Source organism: Bacillus sp. FSL W8-0116 (assembly GCF_038003825.1).
Taxonomy (GTDB): Bacteria; Bacillota; Bacilli; order Bacillales; family DSM-4216; genus Bacillus_O; species Bacillus_O smithii.
Genome location: NZ_JBBOPY010000001.1, coordinates 3,170,251 through 3,188,596, shown reverse-complemented (window position 1 = coordinate 3,188,596; position 18,346 = coordinate 3,170,251). Strand labels below are relative to the sequence as shown.

The 18,346-nt window shown below is 41.4% G+C and carries 13 protein-coding genes, 2 pseudogenes and 1 riboswitch; of the genes and pseudogenes, 3 read left to right on the top strand and 12 right to left on the bottom strand.

The window, feature by feature from the left end; all coding sequences use genetic code 11:
• Positions 1–233 precede the first annotated feature (233 nt).
• Positions 234–1,277 (bottom strand): IS30 family transposase, encoded by a 1,044-nt coding sequence (locus N1I86_RS15255; protein WP_048622401.1) that lies wholly within the window; start codon positions 1,275–1,277, stop codon positions 234–236.
• A gap of 214 nt (positions 1,278–1,491) precedes the next feature.
• On the opposite strand from N1I86_RS15255, the gene N1I86_RS15250 reads away from it, so the two are divergent.
• The 3 genes from N1I86_RS15250 (at position 1,492) to sspL (ending at position 5,016) form a co-directional block, all read left to right on the top strand.
• Positions 1,492–2,865: an IS1380-like element ISGsp2 family transposase gene (locus tag N1I86_RS15250; protein ID WP_044899598.1), complete on the top strand. Its 1,374-nt coding sequence runs from the start codon at positions 1,492–1,494 to the stop codon at positions 2,863–2,865.
• A 537-nt stretch (positions 2,866–3,402) separates the two neighbouring features.
• Positions 3,403–4,302: an EamA family transporter gene (locus N1I86_RS15245; RefSeq protein WP_048624475.1), complete on the top strand. Its 900-nt coding sequence runs from the start codon at positions 3,403–3,405 to the stop codon at positions 4,300–4,302.
• A gap of 576 nt (positions 4,303–4,878) precedes the next feature.
• Positions 4,879–5,016, top strand: coding sequence for a small, acid-soluble spore protein L (gene sspL / locus N1I86_RS15240; protein ID WP_003355074.1), 138 nt, complete (start codon positions 4,879–4,881; stop codon positions 5,014–5,016).
• 88 nt (positions 5,017–5,104) lie between these two features.
• Here sspL and N1I86_RS15235 read toward each other — a convergent pair whose 3' ends face one another.
• The 11 genes and pseudogenes from N1I86_RS15235 to N1I86_RS15180 form a co-directional block, all read right to left on the bottom strand.
• On the bottom strand, positions 5,105–6,016 hold the full coding sequence (locus tag N1I86_RS15235; protein ID WP_341097021.1) for a 5'-3' exonuclease: 912 nt from the start codon (positions 6,014–6,016) through the stop codon (positions 5,105–5,107).
• Between the two features lie 211 nt (positions 6,017–6,227).
• Complete coding sequence (locus N1I86_RS15230; RefSeq protein ID WP_040341714.1) at positions 6,228–6,431, bottom strand: hypothetical protein; 204 nt, start codon at positions 6,429–6,431, stop codon at positions 6,228–6,230.
• Between the two features lie 13 nt (positions 6,432–6,444).
• Positions 6,445–10,071: a dynamin family protein gene (locus N1I86_RS15225; RefSeq protein ID WP_003355076.1), complete on the bottom strand. Its 3,627-nt coding sequence runs from the start codon at positions 10,069–10,071 to the stop codon at positions 6,445–6,447.
• Between the two features lie 257 nt (positions 10,072–10,328).
• Complete coding sequence (locus tag N1I86_RS15220) at positions 10,329–10,493, bottom strand: hypothetical protein (RefSeq protein ID WP_003355077.1); 165 nt, start codon at positions 10,491–10,493, stop codon at positions 10,329–10,331.
• A gap of 84 nt (positions 10,494–10,577) precedes the next feature.
• The gene (locus N1I86_RS15215; protein WP_341097020.1) at positions 10,578–11,144 is read right to left on the bottom strand and encodes an isoprenylcysteine carboxyl methyltransferase family protein; all 567 of its coding nucleotides are present in this window, start codon (positions 11,142–11,144) and stop codon (positions 10,578–10,580) included.
• Positions 11,144–12,177, bottom strand: a pseudogene (locus N1I86_RS15210) (type III polyketide synthase). Before N1I86_RS15210 ends, N1I86_RS15215 begins: the two are co-directional and overlap by 1 nt.
• A 272-nt stretch (positions 12,178–12,449) precedes the next feature.
• A complete protein-coding gene (locus N1I86_RS15200) occupies positions 12,450–13,757 on the bottom strand; it encodes a nucleobase:cation symporter-2 family protein (protein WP_003355084.1) in 1,308 nt (435 codons plus the stop codon).
• Positions 13,754–14,338: a xanthine phosphoribosyltransferase gene (locus N1I86_RS15195; protein WP_003355085.1), complete on the bottom strand. Its 585-nt coding sequence runs from the start codon at positions 14,336–14,338 to the stop codon at positions 13,754–13,756. Before N1I86_RS15195 ends, N1I86_RS15200 begins: the two co-directional genes overlap by 4 nt.
• A gap of 136 nt (positions 14,339–14,474) precedes the next feature.
• Positions 14,475–14,576: riboswitch (purine riboswitch) on the bottom strand.
• A 302-nt stretch (positions 14,577–14,878) separates the two neighbouring features.
• A pseudogene (locus N1I86_RS15190) lies at positions 14,879–15,022 on the bottom strand (zinc ribbon domain-containing protein); the annotation flags it as partial.
• 333 nt (positions 15,023–15,355) lie between these two features.
• Positions 15,356–16,867, bottom strand: coding sequence for a carboxypeptidase M32 (locus N1I86_RS15185; RefSeq protein WP_341097011.1), 1,512 nt, complete (start codon positions 16,865–16,867; stop codon positions 15,356–15,358).
• A 235-nt stretch (positions 16,868–17,102) separates the two neighbouring features.
• The gene (locus N1I86_RS15180; RefSeq protein WP_003355087.1) at positions 17,103–18,251 is read right to left on the bottom strand and encodes a THUMP domain-containing class I SAM-dependent RNA methyltransferase; all 1,149 of its coding nucleotides are present in this window, start codon (positions 18,249–18,251) and stop codon (positions 17,103–17,105) included.
• Positions 18,252–18,346: the final 95 nt, after the last annotated feature.

Sequence of the window (18,346 nt, the reverse complement as noted above, 5' to 3'; positions counted from 1 at the left end):
ATTATATATTTTCCTTAAATTGCAATATTAAATGCAACAAGTATTGAAAGACCAGATAACCCATGATTAAGTAGAATCGGGACACTCTGCGCGACTTGACGTGGAGTGGTGGGCATGGTAGCCTGGTTGGCCCAGCCAGTACCGTATACCTGGCTTCATGGCTGGTAGCCATGCCCGCAGAGGCTCTTTGTCAAGTTGCTAAAAACCAACCCTTTGGGTTAGCTGGCTTAAGGTTAAGAAGCTAAGCCAGCTAACTCTATTTGGAAACACTCCTCAGGTGTACGATAATTGAGGATCTTCCTTGGAAGATGGTTACACCAATTTTCAACATAGGTAATGGTTTCGTCTGCCACAGAGGAAATGGGTCTCCCCTTTGGTATGAAGCGCCTAATAAGGCCATTATGACGCTCGTTGGTTCCTCGTTCACAGGATGTGTAAGGGTGTGTAAAATAAACCTCTGTTAGATCTTTTTCAACACTAAGGCCGAGGTCAGCAAATTCAGAACCGTTATCAGCCGTAATGGTTTTAAACACTTTAGAGAACCGATTACCATAAGACACTTTCAACTGAGATATGACTTCTGAAACGGATAGACTATCCTTGGCTGTCACTCTCAAAATTATTTCTTTACGGGTTTTGCGCTCAGTAAGAGTCAATAAGGCCTGATCTTTAGTCTTCTTGCCTATAACCGTATCAATTTCCCAGTGACCAAACTCTTGGCGTTCATTGACTTCAATTGGTCGCTCATCGATACTGCGTCCTAAGATCTTCTTATTCTTCCGGTTACGTTTTTTCTTGGTGTTCAGGGTAATTTTCATAGGTAGGTCAATGTTTTTAACGCCTATAAGTCCTAGATCAATATAGTTATAAAGGGTCTTGGTGCAAACCATTTTGTCTTTGAATTTCCCATCACGTTTGGCTCTCCCACATACCGCATCAGGAGACCATTTCTTATCAAGGATCTGAGTTTCGGCATACTTAATAAACTCGATGGCATCGTCTAGTTTTAGCTTGCGGCCACAGGCTTTCCTGTTTCTCTCATAGAGAAGTTGACCTGTGTCTGGAAAATAGACATGAACAATTTTCCCGTTGCTTTTTCTTTGTGGCACTGTACCTCTTCTTAACTCACGGGAGATGGTGCTTTTGTGACAACCAACATAATCTGCAATCTCCTGTTGAGTCTTACCAGCAGCGTGTAAGGCCGCAATTTTCCCACGGTCATAAGCCGTTAAGTGTTTGAAATGCCGAGCTCCTATGGTAGAATTAGTAATTGCCATAGATAAATCCTCCGTATCGATATTGTTTTAGTCGACTTAATCATACGTGGTTTATCTATGGTTTTTCATTTTTTATGCTTGTTGCATTTGATTATACAACTAGCCATTATATATTTTCCCTGAATCCGTGACAAAACATCTTTACAATGGTCGCAAACCGTTGATACGATAAGGAAAAACGACGTTGACGATTCTTCATCAAGTAGGTGATGTGATGAAAGATTTCCCGATTCGGTTTGTATTGACAGATGAAGCGATTACCCCAAGTGCTGGGCTTGCTCTCGTTGGCTACTTACTCCATCGAACGAAACTGGATAAACGGGTAAACGCACTTCGGCTTCCAACGGTTCGTCGAGAAGTGCACATTTCCCATAGCGATGTCATTCGCTCGATGATTGGCTTGCTTGCCACAGGAAAAACGGATTTCGATCATATCGAAGCGTATCGTCAGGACGATATCTTTTCGGCATCGATGGGGATTCAGCACGTGCCTTCCTCTCCAACCTTGCGACAACGACTCGATCAGCTCGCTTGTCTTCCGATGACCGAAACGATTCTTTGGGAGGAGTCCATACGTCTGTTGATTCAACGACATGCCACTTTGTCCCCTTGTTGGACCAAAGGAAAGACGACATGGCTTCCCCTTGATATAGATGGTTCCCCATTTGACAACTCCGATACGAAAAAAGAAGGAGTCAGTCGAACGTATAAAGGATTTGACGGTTTTACACCGTTGTTTGCGTATGCAGGGAAGGAAGGGTATCTCGTTCATGCCGAGTTGCGTCCAGGGAAACAACATGTGCAAGACAACATGCCCTCGTTTTTAGTCACCGCTATCCGTCGAGCTCGTCAACTGACTTCATCTCGTCTGCTTGTTCGCATGGATGCAGGAAACGATGCAGAAGCGAATGTGCACGTATGCCTAAAGGAAGACGTGGACTTTGTCATCAAGCGAAACTTACGCCGAGAATCGAAAGCGCTTTGGTTCCAGATCGCTTCGCAAAAGGGCAAACGTGTCGATGATGGACAAAGCGAAGGAGTACAAACCTATGAGCTATGCCTTCCACAGAAGGCAGCGATCGATGGAAACACGTATACGTACGTTCAAGTCACCCAAGTGACGGAACGGACGATGGAACGCAATGGACAGCTGATGCTCGTTCCTGATTATGAAGTGGAAAGCTATTGGGTGCGGCTCAAAGGATACGAGCATGTTCGAATGAGCGATGTGCTCGCGTTGTATCATGACCATGCGACATGCGAACAGTTTCATAGCGAACTGAAGAGCGACTTAGATTTAGAGCGGCTTCCATCTGGGAAGATGAAAACGAATGCGCTCGTGTTGGTCATGGGAGCCTTCGTTTACAATCTTCTTCGTCTGATTGGACAAGATCTATTAAGCGATCCGAGACATCCGTTGCACCACAAAGTGAAACGCCGCCGCATCAAGACGATTATTCAGACGGTGATCACGATGGCAGGGCGACTCGTCCGTCGATCACGACAGATCTGGATGAAACTGACGCGAAGGAGTGGCTATAGCGAGCCCCTACTGAACGTCTATCAGAAATGGAGAGAGGCAAGATAACGAACGAATGTTCGGACACTAATGTCCAACGTCACTCCCTGTGCTTTTTTGTCTATTTTTTTGGTTCGTATACCTAAAAAAGAGATTTGTTCCATTTTCGGAAATAGAGATGACATAGGTCATAAGCATAAAAAGGGTTTTATGGATTATCAATCCATCAAAATTACAACAAAATCAAAGTCGATTTCAATTCATCACGGATTCAGGTTTTCCTTTAGTTCGAAAATTTTTCAAGTGCCTTTACGTTTTGATTATGATTGCCGTAATGACTATCGGAAACAACAGTCCATCATCCAAATAACATGTTAATTTTACGATCCAAATTTCCATTTGTTTTATTTTATGTCTGTTTCGATTTCTTAGCATTCATACTCGCATTGGAAAATTAAAAAAATGGCATCGGTTTTGAGTTTGCTTAAACTTGGGTTTCAAACGTTCGGTTCTGCTAATTTTACAAGGATTGTGTTCTTGGGGAATGATTACACCACTTTCGAGAATTTTTGCATTGGATTCCTCTTCATGAAAGGAGACAGTATGATGAAATGGCTTTCTGATATTTCATTATTCATAGTTGCGCTTGTATGGGGCTCAACATTTGTGATGATTCAAAACGCAATTGACTTTTTGCCGCCGCTCTTCTTTAACGGCGTAAGGTTTGGTTTGGCCGGGCTTGTCATGTTTCTCATTGTCGTGCTTCGAAAAGATCAAAAAACCTTTTCTTTCAATGCGATCGGCTATGGAAGTGTACTTGGATTATGCTTGTTTATTGGATATGCTTTCCAAACGGTCGGGCTATTGTACACCACTGTTGCCAAATCGAGTTTTATCACTGGATTGTATGTTGTTTTTGTTCAGTTTTTGGCTTTCGTTCTTTTGAAAATAAAACCTTCTTTTTCTGCCATCGTAGGCTCGTTTACAGCGGCTTTAGGTCTTTATTTACTTACTTCGGCAGGTGATGGAGGTAGCTGGAATAAAGGGGATGTTCTCAGTTTATTTTGCGCCATTGCGTTCGCATTTCATATCGTATTGACAGGAAAATTTACCCATAAAGCTTCCGTGCTGATGTTAACGACCGTCCAATTTTTCACCGTATCCATTCTTAGTTTCATTGGATCCTTCCTGTTGGAGAATTGGCAAACAACTTTTCAACTTTCTGTTCTTATAAAACCTTCTGTTTTTTATCCGTTACTGATGACTTCCTTGTTGGCAACGGACGCTGCTTTTTTTATTCAAACATACGCCCAAAAATATACGTCCCCGCCAAAGGTGGCTTTCATCTTGTCAATGGAACCTGTATTTGGAGTCCTGACCGCCTATTTTTGGATCGGTGAACGGCTGTCATGGTCAGGAGTGACCGGTTCTTTATTGATTTTTCTAAGTATGGTGATATCAGAAGTGCCTATTTTTCAGTATTTTTTCCGGAAAAAGGCCGGTTAAATAAACCAAAAGAAAGAAGCTAATCTTTGGCAATCACTTAATCCAATCGGAAAGCAATCATTTTCTTAGACTTCTAGAAATGAATAGAGAAAAGAACTTTCACGAAACTGTTGAAAAGGAAAAACAGTCAAATCAAATCTCTTCGTTTGTCCTTTTGGGAGTTCATGTGCGACAAAACACCAGTTTCATAACTTTTAATAATAAGAAACATCCCTCCCAAGTGTATAAATTTTCAAACAACAAAAAATGGTTTCCTACCATTCTATCAGGTTGAAAATCCTGTACAGGTTATTCCAACAGGATTAGATCGAGATTGAACTTGAGATAACGAGAGAGTCTACTCAAATAGACTCCTATTGCATTCCTTCGCATCCAGATGAACATTTCAGAACCATTTATGCGATTAAGAGGCTGTAGTGAAAAAAAGACGTTTCTGCTCGTCGTATCTTGATAAGTATAAAAAATCATCAACACGCCGTTTCCCCTATTCACTGACCTGCTTTTCTTTTCAGAGAGAGCGGCTGCTTTGCATAAAATGAACTCTCTCCAGAGAAAGTAAAGATGGAGGTGACCATCATGAGCAAAAACAGAAACCGAGGAAGAGGAACAAAAGCACCAGGCGTTAATCCGCAAGGCTATGGCCAAGATGCCGATTTTACTCCCGATCCTAAAAGCCGATTGGAAAATGCTGCAAAAAAATCGAATAAAAAATAGCCAATGACTGTTTTAATTTAAATACTTTTACGAAAAAGCGCTTCTTTCGATTTACTGTTAAAAAAAGGCGGTGGGCAACATATTTTGCTCACCGCTCATTCGATAACAGTCCGGCTGATTTATGAATGTTCCAGCGTAATAAAAGTGGTTTTAACGTTTTGAATTCAAACTGTTCGATACACTCCATAATAGAATCGAGAAACGGCTCCCAACGCGCCTGTTCCTTATTCCAGCTAATTGGAGCATCACAATGGATGGTTGCTAATTTCTGCGAAAGGAAAAGCATATCTAAATCTTCTTCTATTTTCTTTTTCTGAGAAGGCGACAGCAAAGAAAGATTTTCAAGGATTCCTTCGATAGAGCCAAATTGTTGTATTAATTTCAGTGCCGTTTTTTCTCCAATGCCTTTCACACCCGGGTAGCCGTCGCTCGGATCTCCCATCAATGCTTTGACATCTATAAACTGTTGGGGCGTCACACCGTATTCTTCATAGAATCTTTCGTATGTGTAAAACGCATAGTTTCCATACCCTTTTTTCAGAAGCATGACATCGATATGTTCATCCAGCAATTGCAGCAAATCTCTGTCTCCGCTTAAGATCGTGACTTTTTTGGGGTGTTCCCTTTTAGCGATGGTTCCAATGCAATCATCTGCTTCGAAACCTTCCACTCCAATATTCGGAAGTTGAAAAAAATCAGTCGCTTTCTTCGCCAGGTCAAATTGAGGAATCAACTCAACCGGCGGTGCCTCACGGTTGCTTTTATAATCAGGAAAAAGGTCGTTTCGAAATGTATTACCCCCCATGTCCCAACATACCGCGATATGCGTCGGCTGAATCTTCTCTACCGCTGTCAGCAAATGCTTTATGTATCCTTGCACGCCATTAGTCGGCATCCCTTTCGAATTGATCATAAATTGTCCCGTCACAGCCGTTGCGTAAAAAGACCGAAACAAAAGCGCCATTCCGTCTACGATTAAAAGATGTTCATTCTCTTTCATTCCGTCACCCCATTGTTGAATATGAACTTCCTTTCATACTACCATAATTCATTGATTCTAGAAAGAATTCCATTTTCCATGATAAAGAACAATGGTCTTGTCGGCATTGTTGACAAACTGCCGTTCAGTCATCTTAACATGATGTTGTTTCTCTTTTTTGTTCAAAAAAACCGGAGCTTCGATTGAAAGCCCCGGACTGATTCTTTTCTTCCTAGGACGACCTCTGTTCCAATACCTCGCCTTTCTCTTTTTTCATCAATTTCCTTACATGGTCTTTTGGTGTCCAGCAGTTGAACCGATAATAAGTTTTCGTTTCATAGCCTAAGCGGAGACAGCGAAAAAGCATTCCACTTTCCGTTTTTTCGGCTGAAAAATGAATGCAGGTGGCGCATGCGTGGAACCGGTTGACAGACAAATCCAATCTCCTCCTAAGCGATGTCTTTTTGAAGCACTTTTAGCACTTCTTTCCATTCCTGTATATTTTCCGTTGCTTCCAACGCTTCCATCCAAGCGGAGAATTGTTCCTCGCATTCAGATACTAAGCTGTTCTTCAGGCGGTTGAATTGTTCGTCCAATGTCTCTTTTATCCATTGGCTCAATTTTTCTTTTTCGTTCAAAAGATATTGATCGGCTAACGGCGACAGTATGTCTTCCAATTTATTCTGCATGAGCTGTTTCTCATTCTTTTCAAAAAACGTTTTGGCATTTTTGAAAAGAGCGAGCGCCGGTGAAAACGTTTCTTGCGGAAGAGAATGAAACGCTGCCGGAAATTCAGGCGTTTCTTTCGTCGGCCATTCCAAATCAGAAAAGTAAAGCTGTTCTTGAATACTTTGATAGTGTTCGTGCAAACTTTTTTGCTTCGCATTTAAAACTTGGTGAAGAAATTTCTCCGCTCGCAAGCTTGTGGCCCGCATTTCTTGAGACAAATCAAATCCGATAGAGCTCAAAAAGTCCTCTAATGCTGTACGAAGCGCTGCTTTTCCGCTTGACGGCTGCAAAACAGATGGATTAAAAGATTCTTTAAAAAAGTCTGGAAGCCGATAAAAAACACGTTGTTTCACATAATACACGAGCTCATCGATTTCTTGACACAACCGTTTCCACATAAGATCGGGAGTTTCCTTTTGCAAATGTTGGCTGATTTGCTCTTTTTGCTTTGCCAGCAATGCTTTTTTTTCTTTTCGGTTTTCCCGATTCTCCTCTGCCGTTTTGATCAATTGCTCCAGCTGCAAGACTGCACGCTTCATATCACGTTCTGCAGATTGTATGGCAATCTTCGTTAAATCGTTTTGTAAAAAAGATTGAAAGGCGGTTTGGAACGATTCTATCCGCGATTGCTTTCGTTTGTTCGGGTATAGAGCAAGCAGGCTCGAGACGCCGTAAATTCGCGGGAAGCGAATGCCATACTGCAGCAACTGACCTTGAACATACGATAAAACATCCGCTATTTCTTCCTCATCATTTGCAAGATCTACGGCATTAACGATAAAAAACATTTTATCCAATTCAAACGAGTCTTTCACCCGACCAAGCTGAATCAAGAATTCACGATCTGCTTTTGAAAACGCGTGGTTATAATAGGTCACAAATAAAATTGCATCGGAGTTTTTAATATACTCAAAGGCGACTCCCGTATGGCGGGCATTGATAGAATCAACTCCCGGAGTATCGACCAATGTGATTCCCAATCTGGTAAACTCACAATCATAATAAAGATCGATGGATTCTACAAAACAGCTTTGACGTTCATTGGCCACAAACCCCCGGAACGTTTCCAAATCGACGACGAGTGTTTCCCCTAAATGGTCTTTATATTCCGGAAATCCTTCATAAAACGCTTTTAAAAAGGACAGATGAATATTTTCTTTTCCATTTTTATTCTCGTTTGCGGTAATGTTTGGAATGCGTTCATATCCTTCCTCAAGGGAATCCGCCTTCACATGAAAAACACCTAAAGAGGACTGCAAATCGGAAAGCATTTCCTCCCTCGTTTTCAAATGGACTGCCGCTGTCCGATCATGATTGATTTCATTCGGTGGGTGAATACGATTCACCGCTGCGGTCGTCGGATTAGGGGAAACCGGCAGCACTTTTTCACCAAGCATGGCATTGGCAAAGGAAGACTTTCCGGCACTGAAAGCTCCGAATAATGCAATCGTAAATTCTTGTTTTCCTAAGCGGTTCGCTTTCTCCTCCAATTCTTTCCGCAAATATTTAAAGCCCGGAATTCCTTTTAAAGCTTCGCTCCATCGATGCATTTTCTCTGCGATGATGACAGGAGAAAAAGCCGGCGCTTCAGATTCAGCTTTTTTATACTCGCTTTCTTTTCTTTGGATTTTTGGAATCGATTTTGTTTTTGATGGATTCGCTTCTTTTGTAAAAATTTCCGCTTCCTGCTCTTCGGCTTCCCATTTCCGTATTCTTTCATCGAAGGTCGGAGAATAAGAGTACGTGCCGGTTTTCAACATTGCAAACGCTTTTTTTCTTTCGTCTTCAAGAATGTCAAGTTCTTTCCATTGAAGCACAGCATTTTTCTTTTGATTCCACTCTGTCCATTCGTTTTGCAATGATCCCAGCTCCGACTGCCATTTTTGCTCTAGAATCGATTTGGCCGTTTCCAGCCATTCATTGCTGGCCATCCGAGCCATCTTTTTTAGCTTTTCGGCTACTTCGTCGCAATAATGCAGCACGGAATCACCTGTTACTTGAGCGCCCGGTTTAATCGCCGTCATTAAAAGCGCTGAATCCAATTGGACCGTAAATTCTTCCGCCTTCATTGCTAAATCGTCATGAACGAGATTGTATTTTTTCAGCCATTTTGCCTGCAAGTCACGAATATGCCATTCGACCTGGGCCTTTACTTTTTCCTGCAAGTCAGCTAAAAACAGCTCTAATCGACGGGTCTTTTCTTCTTCTGTTTTTTTCTTGCTGAAAAAAAAGCCGACTTTAAAATCAGGCTGATACGCTTCCAAAAAGGACTTGGCAAGTTCCCGCGTCTGCGCCGGCATGATATAAGCATTTTTTAAAATGGTTTCCCGTTCGTTTTCCAATTCCTCCACTGCTTTTTGAACATCTTTTTGTTCGATTTTTATTCTTAGTTGTTCTTCCTTTGCGAAAATCTCTTTTTCATTCCATTCGTTTCCTAGTATTGCCGCAAGCTGCTCTCTTTTTTCGTCTTGTTCTTTTTTCAACCATTCCAAATGCTCCGCAATCAGCCGCTCCGTCATCGCTTCGGCAGACTGCAAGGATAACTCCTCCCGCATTTGAATGCTATCTGCCACCAGCTTTTTCACAACGGAAAAATCATTGAATGGATGATCAGGCTCTTTTAAGCTTGTAAAATAAAATCCTTCCGGACGGACTCCCCAATCATCAAAAGCACGGTAAACCGATTGCCGAAATTCATCAAAAGACAATTCTTCTTGATGATGCTTGTCAATCTGATTAATAATTAAGTACAATTTTGCTCCATGGGAAAGGAGCTCTTTTGTATACGTAAAATTCAATTCTGATTGCACATGATTATAGTCCATGACATAAAACACCATATCAGCCAAATGCAAAGCCGACTCTGTGGAAATGCGGTGGGCATCATCGGTTGAATCAATCCCAGGTGTATCCATCACCGTTAAGGTTTTCGGTAGCTTGGACTGCTTGCGGCCGATTTCAATGGATTCCACTTCCATGCCATTTTTACAAAATTCTTTTATTGTATCAAACTCGTACGAACCTTTGAACAAAAGCGGTTTGCGGTTTCGATACAAAATTTTCGCAAAGTCCTCGTCGGCATGGCGAATTTTGACTAAATTAGCGCTTGTCGGAATCGGACTCGACGGCAAAATCGATTCCCCTGTCAGCTGATTGATCATCGTTGATTTTCCAGCTGAAAAATGACCGCAAAAAGCAATAATAAATTCCTCTCGATAGAGCTTTTTTAGAAATCTTTTTGATTTTTCCGCCCTTTCATGGTCTCCGAATTGCTGAAACCGTTCATAAAGCATCATGCTTTTCGCCATCAATTGTTCCGTTGTCTTATGTTTATGTGCAGTTGACATGTATTCCCTTAACCCCTTTATCGCTTAAACTAAAACCGTTCAGCACGGCGCTGACAGAATAAAATTCTCTTTTTATTTTATCGGAAATTGTCCTCTATTCCCATAAATATTTTTATTTTCAGAAAAAGACTAATATAGTTTTTCACTGATTCCCCTTCATTCTAATAAAGTTTTATAGGAAAGAACGATTTAAAAGGATGAGCAGCCAAAACCTTTTTATTTCCAAACAACAGAAAAGACAAACATTTTGTTTGCCTTTAACGGTGGGAATGTATTGGGACATAAACGGGATCGTCTTTTGATTCTTGCTGAGATGGACGAGAAGCAGAGGGCAGACTTTCAGGCTGAAGAACATGATTTAGTACGTATTTTAATGTTAATCCGCAAATAACGACCGTTAAAAGGATGAAAATAGCGATCATGGCTTTGCTCCTCTCTTTTCATGCACATGATAATCATTTTCATTAGTAATTAGACTATAGCATAAACGAGAATCATTTTCAATGTCATTTTTCACGTACATTTCGTTTTCGCTTTGGCCAAAGCTGGCGCTCCAGCAAGTCTTGATAATTTGTGTAGGCTAAAAGAGCTTTTTCTTCCGTTCGGATGCGAATGCGGAGCATCGATTGATTGAGTAGAAAAAATAAGAACAAGGTGATATACGCTTGGAACAGAAGCGGGATTAAGATCAATTCGAGTGTGACAAGCCAATAATTAGGATGTCTAATCCATCGGTAAGGTCCTTTTTTAATCGCTTCCGCTCCTTTAAGCACGATAATTTTTGTATTCCAATAAGGGCCTAACGAAGTGATAATCCATATCCTTGCCATTTGAAGGCAAAAAAACAGTAACAATAAAAAAATCCAATAACGATGAGGTGTTTTGCCAAAACCTTGAACTTCAGCTAAAAGGGATAGAAAAAAAGCACAGTGCAGGAGGACCATCCAAGGATAATGACCAGAGCCGAATTCCACTGCTCCTTTATCGATCAGCCGTTTTTCGTTCCTTTTCGCTATTCTCAGTTCGATCAACCGTTGCAATACTAACCAACTTAATACGAAAAAAAACAGCATTATGTCCACCTCATGAGCAAAAGTTCTGTGCTGAATCCCGGCCCAAGGGCACAGGCAAGTCCGATTTCGTCGCTGCGGATCGATTTTTTCAGCACTCGTTCCAACACATAAAAAATGGTGGGGGAAGACATATTTCCGTATTTTCTCAAAATGAAAGCAGCATCTGCTGTCATTTCGCGATGAATGCCAAAAGCTTCTTCATAGGCTTGAATGACCTTTTTCCCTCCAGGATGGGCGATAAAATGGGGTATTTCGTTCCAAGAAAGTTTTTGCTCAGCCAAAAAATCTTCTACAACTGGTTTAAGCCAATTTGCCACTAGGGTCGGGATATCTTTTGAAAAAATAACATACAGACCGTTATTACGTATATCCCATCCCATGACATCAAGTGCGTCTTTTTTTAGCACACTTTTGGCTGCAAAAATATGTGGGAGAGTCTTTTTCGCTTTCACTACTGGACTCTCCATGCCGCAAACGAGCATACACGCCGCTCCGTCACCGAATAAAGAAGTACCGATCAAATTGCTTTTAGATCGGTCATCTAATTGAAACGTCAAACTGCATAACTCAACTGCCAAAACGAGCACATTTGCCTTTGGAAAGGCTTTGCAATACTCAAACGCACGAGCCAGCCCCGATGCTCCGCCTGCGCATCCTAATCCCCATATAGGAATTCGTTTCACAGACGAAGAGAACGGAAGTATATTCATAATTCTCGCTTCCAGGCTGGGGGTGGAGAGTCCTTGGAGAGTCCCGTCGTGCAAACGGTAAAAATCGCCTCAATATCTTCATAATGGAGCGGTTGTTTGTCCAGGCAATTTTGAATGGCCTCTTTCCCTAACCGCACTGCTTCTTCAACAAACAGCCGATTACGCTCTTCCATATCATGAAATGTTTGATACCACTCTATAGGCTTCACAAAATAACGAGTCTCAATTTCGGCATTTTGAAACACTTTCAGCATCCTGTCCACAGGGGGATAACCGGAAAAAATCTGTTTTACCAATGCTTGTACTTCCTCTTGGAGGCACAATAGTCAGGATTGGCATGCCCCGCCGCTACAATCATTCCCATCGGAATCCTCTCCTGTTTTGTAGTAATAATAGTTTTTCCTTCCGATTGACAGTTATGATTCCAAAAATCAAGACCATTTGTCCGGGCATCCTGTGAATAGAACAAAAGTTTCACCGCAAACAACACTGGCCCAGCATACCCCCGGATTAGGTATGAAGAGCCAAATAAAAAAGCAAGGAATCGAGTCCCTTGCCTTTCATTTATTTTTTCCAGCTAAATTTTTGAATAGTTTTATGAAATTTTCTGTTGAATCACAGCTGTGCTTTTATCTGTTCTTTTGCCAATCATATGAAACACGATATTCAAAACAATGGCTGTCACACTTCCCGCCACAATTCCATTTCCTGTTAATATTTGCAGAGCTTTCGGTAATTGGCCAAATAAATCCGGCACTACTGTCACTCCAAGTCCCATCCCAATGGAACAAGCCATAATCAATAAATTTTCTTGCGATGTAAAATCGACTTTGCTTAGCATTTTAATTCCTTGAGCTATGACCATGCCAAACATTGCCACCATTGCCCCGCCTAAAACAGAGGACGGGATGATCGTTGTAAAAGCTCCTATCTTTGGAATCAATCCAAGAAGCATTAAAATGAACGCCGTTACGAATATAACAGATCTTGATTTGACGCCGGATAGTTGGATAAGTCCGATATTTTGCGAAAAAGCCGTGTACGGAAAAGAATTAAAGAGAGATCCTAAAATACTGGCAATCCCTTCAGAACGATATCCTTTTTTGAGATCATCTTCATTTACTTTCTTTTCACAAATATCTGCCGCCGCAAAATAGACGCCGGTTGACTCAACAAGACTCACAATCGCCACAAAAATCATGGTCAAAATGGAAGTCCAATGAAAAGCTGGCACACCCAATACAAACGGCTTAATCATATGGAACCAGGATGCTTCCGAAACGGGTGAAAAATCCACTTTTCCCATCATTGCTGCCGCCATTGTACCAGCCAATAACCCAAGAAGAACAGAAATGGATCGAATAAAACCTGTGAAAAAACGATAAAGTACGATAATGACAATTAATGTTCCAAAAGAAAGGGCAATATTGGCAGGAGATCCGAAATCGGGGCTTCCTTCTCCTCCGGCCATATTTTTCATGGCAACAGGTATTAGCGTAAGACCAATGATCGTAACGACGGAGCCCGTTACGATCGGCGGGAAAAATTGGACAAGTCTGCTAAAAACAGGCGCAATCAGCACGACAAAAATCCCTGAAGCCAAAATGGCTCCATAAACACCCGGCAAGCCGTACGACTGTCCGATGGCGATCATCGGAGCAACAGCCGTAAATGTACATCCCAACACAATCGGCAAACCGATTCCAAACCATTTTCCTTTCCATACTTGCAAGAAGGTCGCTATCCCGCACATAAAAATATCAATCGATACTAGATAGGTTAATTGTTCGCTGGTCATTTTCAACGCACTGCCTGTAATTAATGGAACAATCACCGCCCCGGCATACATGGCCAAGACATGCTGCAGCCCTAACGAAGCCGTTTGGATCCATCGGTTTTTCATAGCAATGCCTCCTCATGGAATCGTACTTTACCGTTTTCCAATGACTGAATTCGGACCAGCGACTCCACTCGAATATTTTGCTTACGAAGAAGGGAACCGCCATTTTGAAAGGCCTTTTCAATCACGATGCCTATTCCAACGAGGTGTGCACCTGCTTGTTTTACGATATCCAATAAGGCGCAAGCTGCTTGTCCGTTTGCTAAAAAATCGTCGATAATCAGGACACGATCGCTTTCGTTTAAATATTTTTTCGATACATAGATGGTGCTCTTCTCACGTTTTGTAAAAGAGTACACCTCTGATAAATAAACATTTTCCGACAAAGTCAAAGATTTGTTTTTGCGAGCGAAAATAGCCGGCACTTTCAATTCAAGAGCTGTCATGACCGCCGGAGCAATACCGCTTGATTCCAATGTCAGCACCTTTGTAATGGACTCGTTTTGAAACCTTTTCGCAAACTCTTCCCCCATTTCCTTGACAAGGAAAGGATCGATTTGATGGTTCAGGAAGGAATCGACTTTCAGCACCTGATCAGATAAAACCAAACCTTCCTTTAAAATTTTTTCTTCCAAATGCTTCATCATAGTCCTCCTTTTCTTTTGACCCGCAGAAAAGAAAAAAGCCCGCAGGTCATTGCATTCCCCAAACATGAGTGAAGCAATGCCCTTTGAGCTTTTAAAGGGACAAGGAAAAACAGGACAGATCAAATCAAATCGGTCCGCCTCATTGCTCACTCATAGTCAGACTGTTTACGGCAGTCCGGTAGAGACTGGCAAGCCATATTCTTGCCATTATATGAGTGAATGCATTTTGAAATTTTACTAACATTATAGCAAATTAGTAAGTGATTTCAATAGAAAATACGAACATTATTTTGTTTGAATAAATCTTTCCACGATATATTCCTCTTAATTCTGAACATTCTTTATTTTTGTGTTTTTTTATACTTTCGGAAAGATTCGCAGCGATGCTATTACGTTACCTATGGTTTACGGCCAACAAGTGAACTACCCTCCACTTACCACCCTTTCGGGTTGCTTGAAGTGGGGGCTTCTCGGGTAATCCTGTCTCATGACAGGAAATTGACCGAGCTAACCCTCCTGTTCCGGGAGTTTGTATTTTCATGCTAATTCTAACAAGCGCAATCCTTCATTTTTGATATTGATTGCTGAATTGTGATCACGATCTAATACAATGCCGCAAGTACATTTATATACACGTTCAGATAATGGCATTTCTTTTTCATTCCCACAACGGGAACATTTTGATTATACCAAAATCTTTGGCTAACGCCAACCGAAATTCATCTCCCCACTTATCGTTGGGCTATCGCCCTTCACACGCTTGAAGTGGGAGACTTTTTTCGGAAATAATGTTAAAAAATGCTTTCATACAAGCCCCTACTGTTTAACGATAACGGTATCACACCAAAGCCTTAAGCTAGAAAAAGAGGAGAAACTTTTTTCTCCTCAAGAAACATGAAACGCTTTTTGATCGGATGATCCACTATATAACCATAAACTTCTAAAAAATGAGATCATGCCTTTAGATCATGCCTTTTTCAAAGAAAATCAAACATCAGACGGTTTTCCGGTGAGCTATAACCGGTAAATGTCCGTATATTTATTGCGGATGTATCGGATGAAATATTCCGGATTTAATTCTTCTCCTGTCGCATCCATTAAAATTTCGAGCGGTTTTTTTAATTTTCCGTATTGGTGGACATTTTGATTGAGCCATTCTTTGATCTTAATCAATTGGCCTGTTTCCAAAAGCCCCTCCAAATCAGGTAAATCCTTTTTCATACTGTAGTAAAATTGGGCTGCATACATAAGTCCGAGACCGTAGGAAGGAAAATAACCAAAATCTCCTCCTGCCCAGTGGATATCTTGGAGCACGCCTTCTCCATCGTTTTGAGGAGAAACGCCTAAGTATTCTTTATATTTTAAATTCCAAATTTCCGGTAAATCTTTCACCTGTATTTCATCTTGGAAAAGCGCTTTTTCTATTTCATACCGAATAATGATATGGAGCAGATAAGTACATTCATCGGCTTCGATCCGAATCAATCCCGGCTTTACTTCGTTCACCGCCCGATAAAACTCTTCTATAGAAACGGTATCAAATTGGCCATTGGAATAGCGCTTCAAGAGATCAAAATGCTTTTTCCAAAAATGACGATGTCGGCCGATAAAATTTTCATAAAACAATGATTGTGATTCGTGAATGCCCATTGACGTGCCGGCACAGAGAGGTGTTCCGATCAAATCATGGCGGATATTTTGTTCATAAATGGCATGACCTCCTTCATGGATCGTACCGAATATGGCGACCCGGAAGTCTTGTTCATTATAGTGAGTCGTTACTCGGACATCACCCGGATTTAAGGCTATTTCAAAAGGATGAATCGTTTCGTCCAATCGGCCGGCTTCTAAATCATACCCCATTTTCTTTAATATCTGTAAGCTAAATAAGCGCTGATTTTCTTTTGGAAAATATTCAAATAAAAAATCGGTTTTTGGTTTATGAGGCGACTTCTGAATTTTAGAAACAAAATCTACCAGAAATGTCCGGACCTTTTTAAAAACAGGATCTAAAACATCCACTGTCACTCCCGGTTCGTACAAATCAAGCAATGCATTGTATGGATGGCCTTCATAGCCCCAATATTCAATAAATCTCTTCTTATACTCAACGATTTTTTCTAAATAAGGTCTAAACAGTTCAAAACGACTTTCTTCTTTTGCTTGTTCCCATGCATTCTCCGCTTTTGACTGCAATATTATGTACTCTTTATATTCTTGAGTCGGAATTTTTTTATTGCGATGATATTCCTTTTTGCATTCTTCTAGTATTTTTGCAACTGTCGGCGAAAGCTTTTCTTCATGAGGGGATAAACTGGCAATAAAAGATGCCATTTCGTCGGAGACAGACATTTGAAACAATTCAGAAGACAATACCCCCACCACATTGGCACGCTGCTGAATTCCTTTTTTAGGCGCACCTGTCCGCATATCCCAATAAAGGAGATTTAAAGCCTCTTGAAAAGAGGTCATTTTTTGGATATATTGCAAAAAATCGTTTTCAATTTCTTTCGTCATTGGATTCATTTAGGTCCCCCCTTTTCTCCGTATGAACCCATTTTACCACATTTTCAAAAAAATATCGGTGATGGAATATCGGCGGGCTTTTAAAAACGGTCTAATTGCGAAGACTTTAAAATGTATATTTGCTTTCTGTAGATAAAACCGACCACTCGCTATTTAATCGAACAATCCGATACAGTCTATTCGATACCGGAGCTTTCCGTACAAATAGGAATCTGCAGGGGGAGTCCCCCGCAGATTAATATGATCTCATGTCTTTTGGTGGTTTCGGCCCCCAGTATTGATAGTAATCCGTTCTGATAAATCCGTTAAACAACTTTCTTTTTTTCGTTGCCGGTTTTCCATAAAATGTTTCAAATTGCCGATGGGAAGTCAAAATATAAATGGACCACGTCTCTAATTTTGCAAAAGTCCTCCCCATATCCCGATACATAGCCTCTACTTCCGCTTTTTCTCCTAACCGCTCACCATAAGGAGGATTACCGACGATCACTCCGTATTGTTTTGTGGTATGAAGATCTTTTACCTGCATTTGCTTAAACTGAATCATTTCGCCTAGGCCAGCTTCGTAAGCGTTTTGTTTGGAAATGTCGATCATCCGATGATCGATATCCGTTCCCACAATATCCAATTCTCGGTCGTATTCAGCAAGATCTTCCACCTCAGTGCGAGCATCGTCCCAAATAGCAGCATTCATCCAAGGCCATGTTTCAGAAACAAAACTGCGATTAAATCCAGGAGCAATATTTTGTCCAATTAAAGCTGCTTCAATCGGAATGGTTCCCGATCCACAAAAAGGGTCGATAAACGGACGGTCCGGCGTCCAATTCGTAAGCAGCACTAATGCCGCCGCCAGTGTTTCTTTTAACGGCGCTTCTCCCTGTCCAGCACGGTAGCCTCTCTTATGCAGTCCGCTGCCCGAAGTGTCCAGTAACAGTTCCACTTCATCTTTATGGATGGCCACTTCGATTTTGAACAATGCTCCGTTTTCCTCCAGCCATGAAGGGTGATGATACGCTTTTTTCAGACGCTCGACAATCGCCTTTTTGACGATCGCTTGGCAGTCTGGGACGCTGTACAGCTTGGATTTAACGGATTTGCCTTGAACGGGAAATTCAGCATCTACGGGCAAAAATTGTTCCCAAGACAGCGCCTTTGTTTGTTCAAAAAGTTCATCGAATGTGAATGCTTTAAAACGGCCGACTCGAATTTTGATTCGGTCTGCCGTTCTCAACCAAAGATTGGCACGGGCAATGGCTTTCTCATCTCCTCGAAACAGGACTCTTCCGTTTTCGGTTTTGCATTCGTACCCCAAGTTTCTGACTTCCTTTGCCGCAATGGCTTCCAGTCCCATTGCAGTCGTCGCAATAATGGTATATGTTGACATTTCATCACCTATTCATTTTTCATTGATATCCGTATGTAGAAAAAATGGGACTACTTCTTAAACCCATAATAAAAGCTCTCCCAAAAGGAGAGCTT

Coding starts and splice junctions, on each gene's coding strand:
- N1I86_RS15255 (WP_048622401.1), bottom strand. CDS start 1,277: ATGGCAATTACTAATTCTACCATAGGAGCTCGGCATTTCAAACACTTA.
- N1I86_RS15250 (WP_044899598.1), top strand. CDS start 1,492: ATGAAAGATTTCCCGATTCGGTTTGTATTGACAGATGAAGCGATTACC.
- N1I86_RS15245 (WP_048624475.1), top strand. CDS start 3,403: ATGAAATGGCTTTCTGATATTTCATTATTCATAGTTGCGCTTGTATGG.
- sspL (WP_003355074.1), top strand. CDS start 4,879: ATGAGCAAAAACAGAAACCGAGGAAGAGGAACAAAAGCACCAGGCGTT.
- N1I86_RS15235 (WP_341097021.1), bottom strand. CDS start 6,016: ATGAAAGAGAATGAACATCTTTTAATCGTAGACGGAATGGCGCTTTTG.
- N1I86_RS15225 (WP_003355076.1), bottom strand. CDS start 10,071: ATGTCAACTGCACATAAACATAAGACAACGGAACAATTGATGGCGAAA.
- N1I86_RS15220 (WP_003355077.1), bottom strand. CDS start 10,493: ATGATCGCTATTTTCATCCTTTTAACGGTCGTTATTTGCGGATTAACA.
- N1I86_RS15215 (WP_341097020.1), bottom strand. CDS start 11,144: ATGCTGTTTTTTTTCGTATTAAGTTGGTTAGTATTGCAACGGTTGATC.
- N1I86_RS15200 (WP_003355084.1), bottom strand. CDS start 13,757: ATGAAAAACCGATGGATCCAAACGGCTTCGTTAGGGCTGCAGCATGTC.
- N1I86_RS15195 (WP_003355085.1), bottom strand. CDS start 14,338: ATGAAGCATTTGGAAGAAAAAATTTTAAAGGAAGGTTTGGTTTTATCT.
- N1I86_RS15185 (WP_341097011.1), bottom strand. CDS start 16,867: ATGAATCCAATGACGAAAGAAATTGAAAACGATTTTTTGCAATATATC.
- N1I86_RS15180 (WP_003355087.1), bottom strand. CDS start 18,251: ATGTCAACATATACCATTATTGCGACGACTGCAATGGGACTGGAAGCC.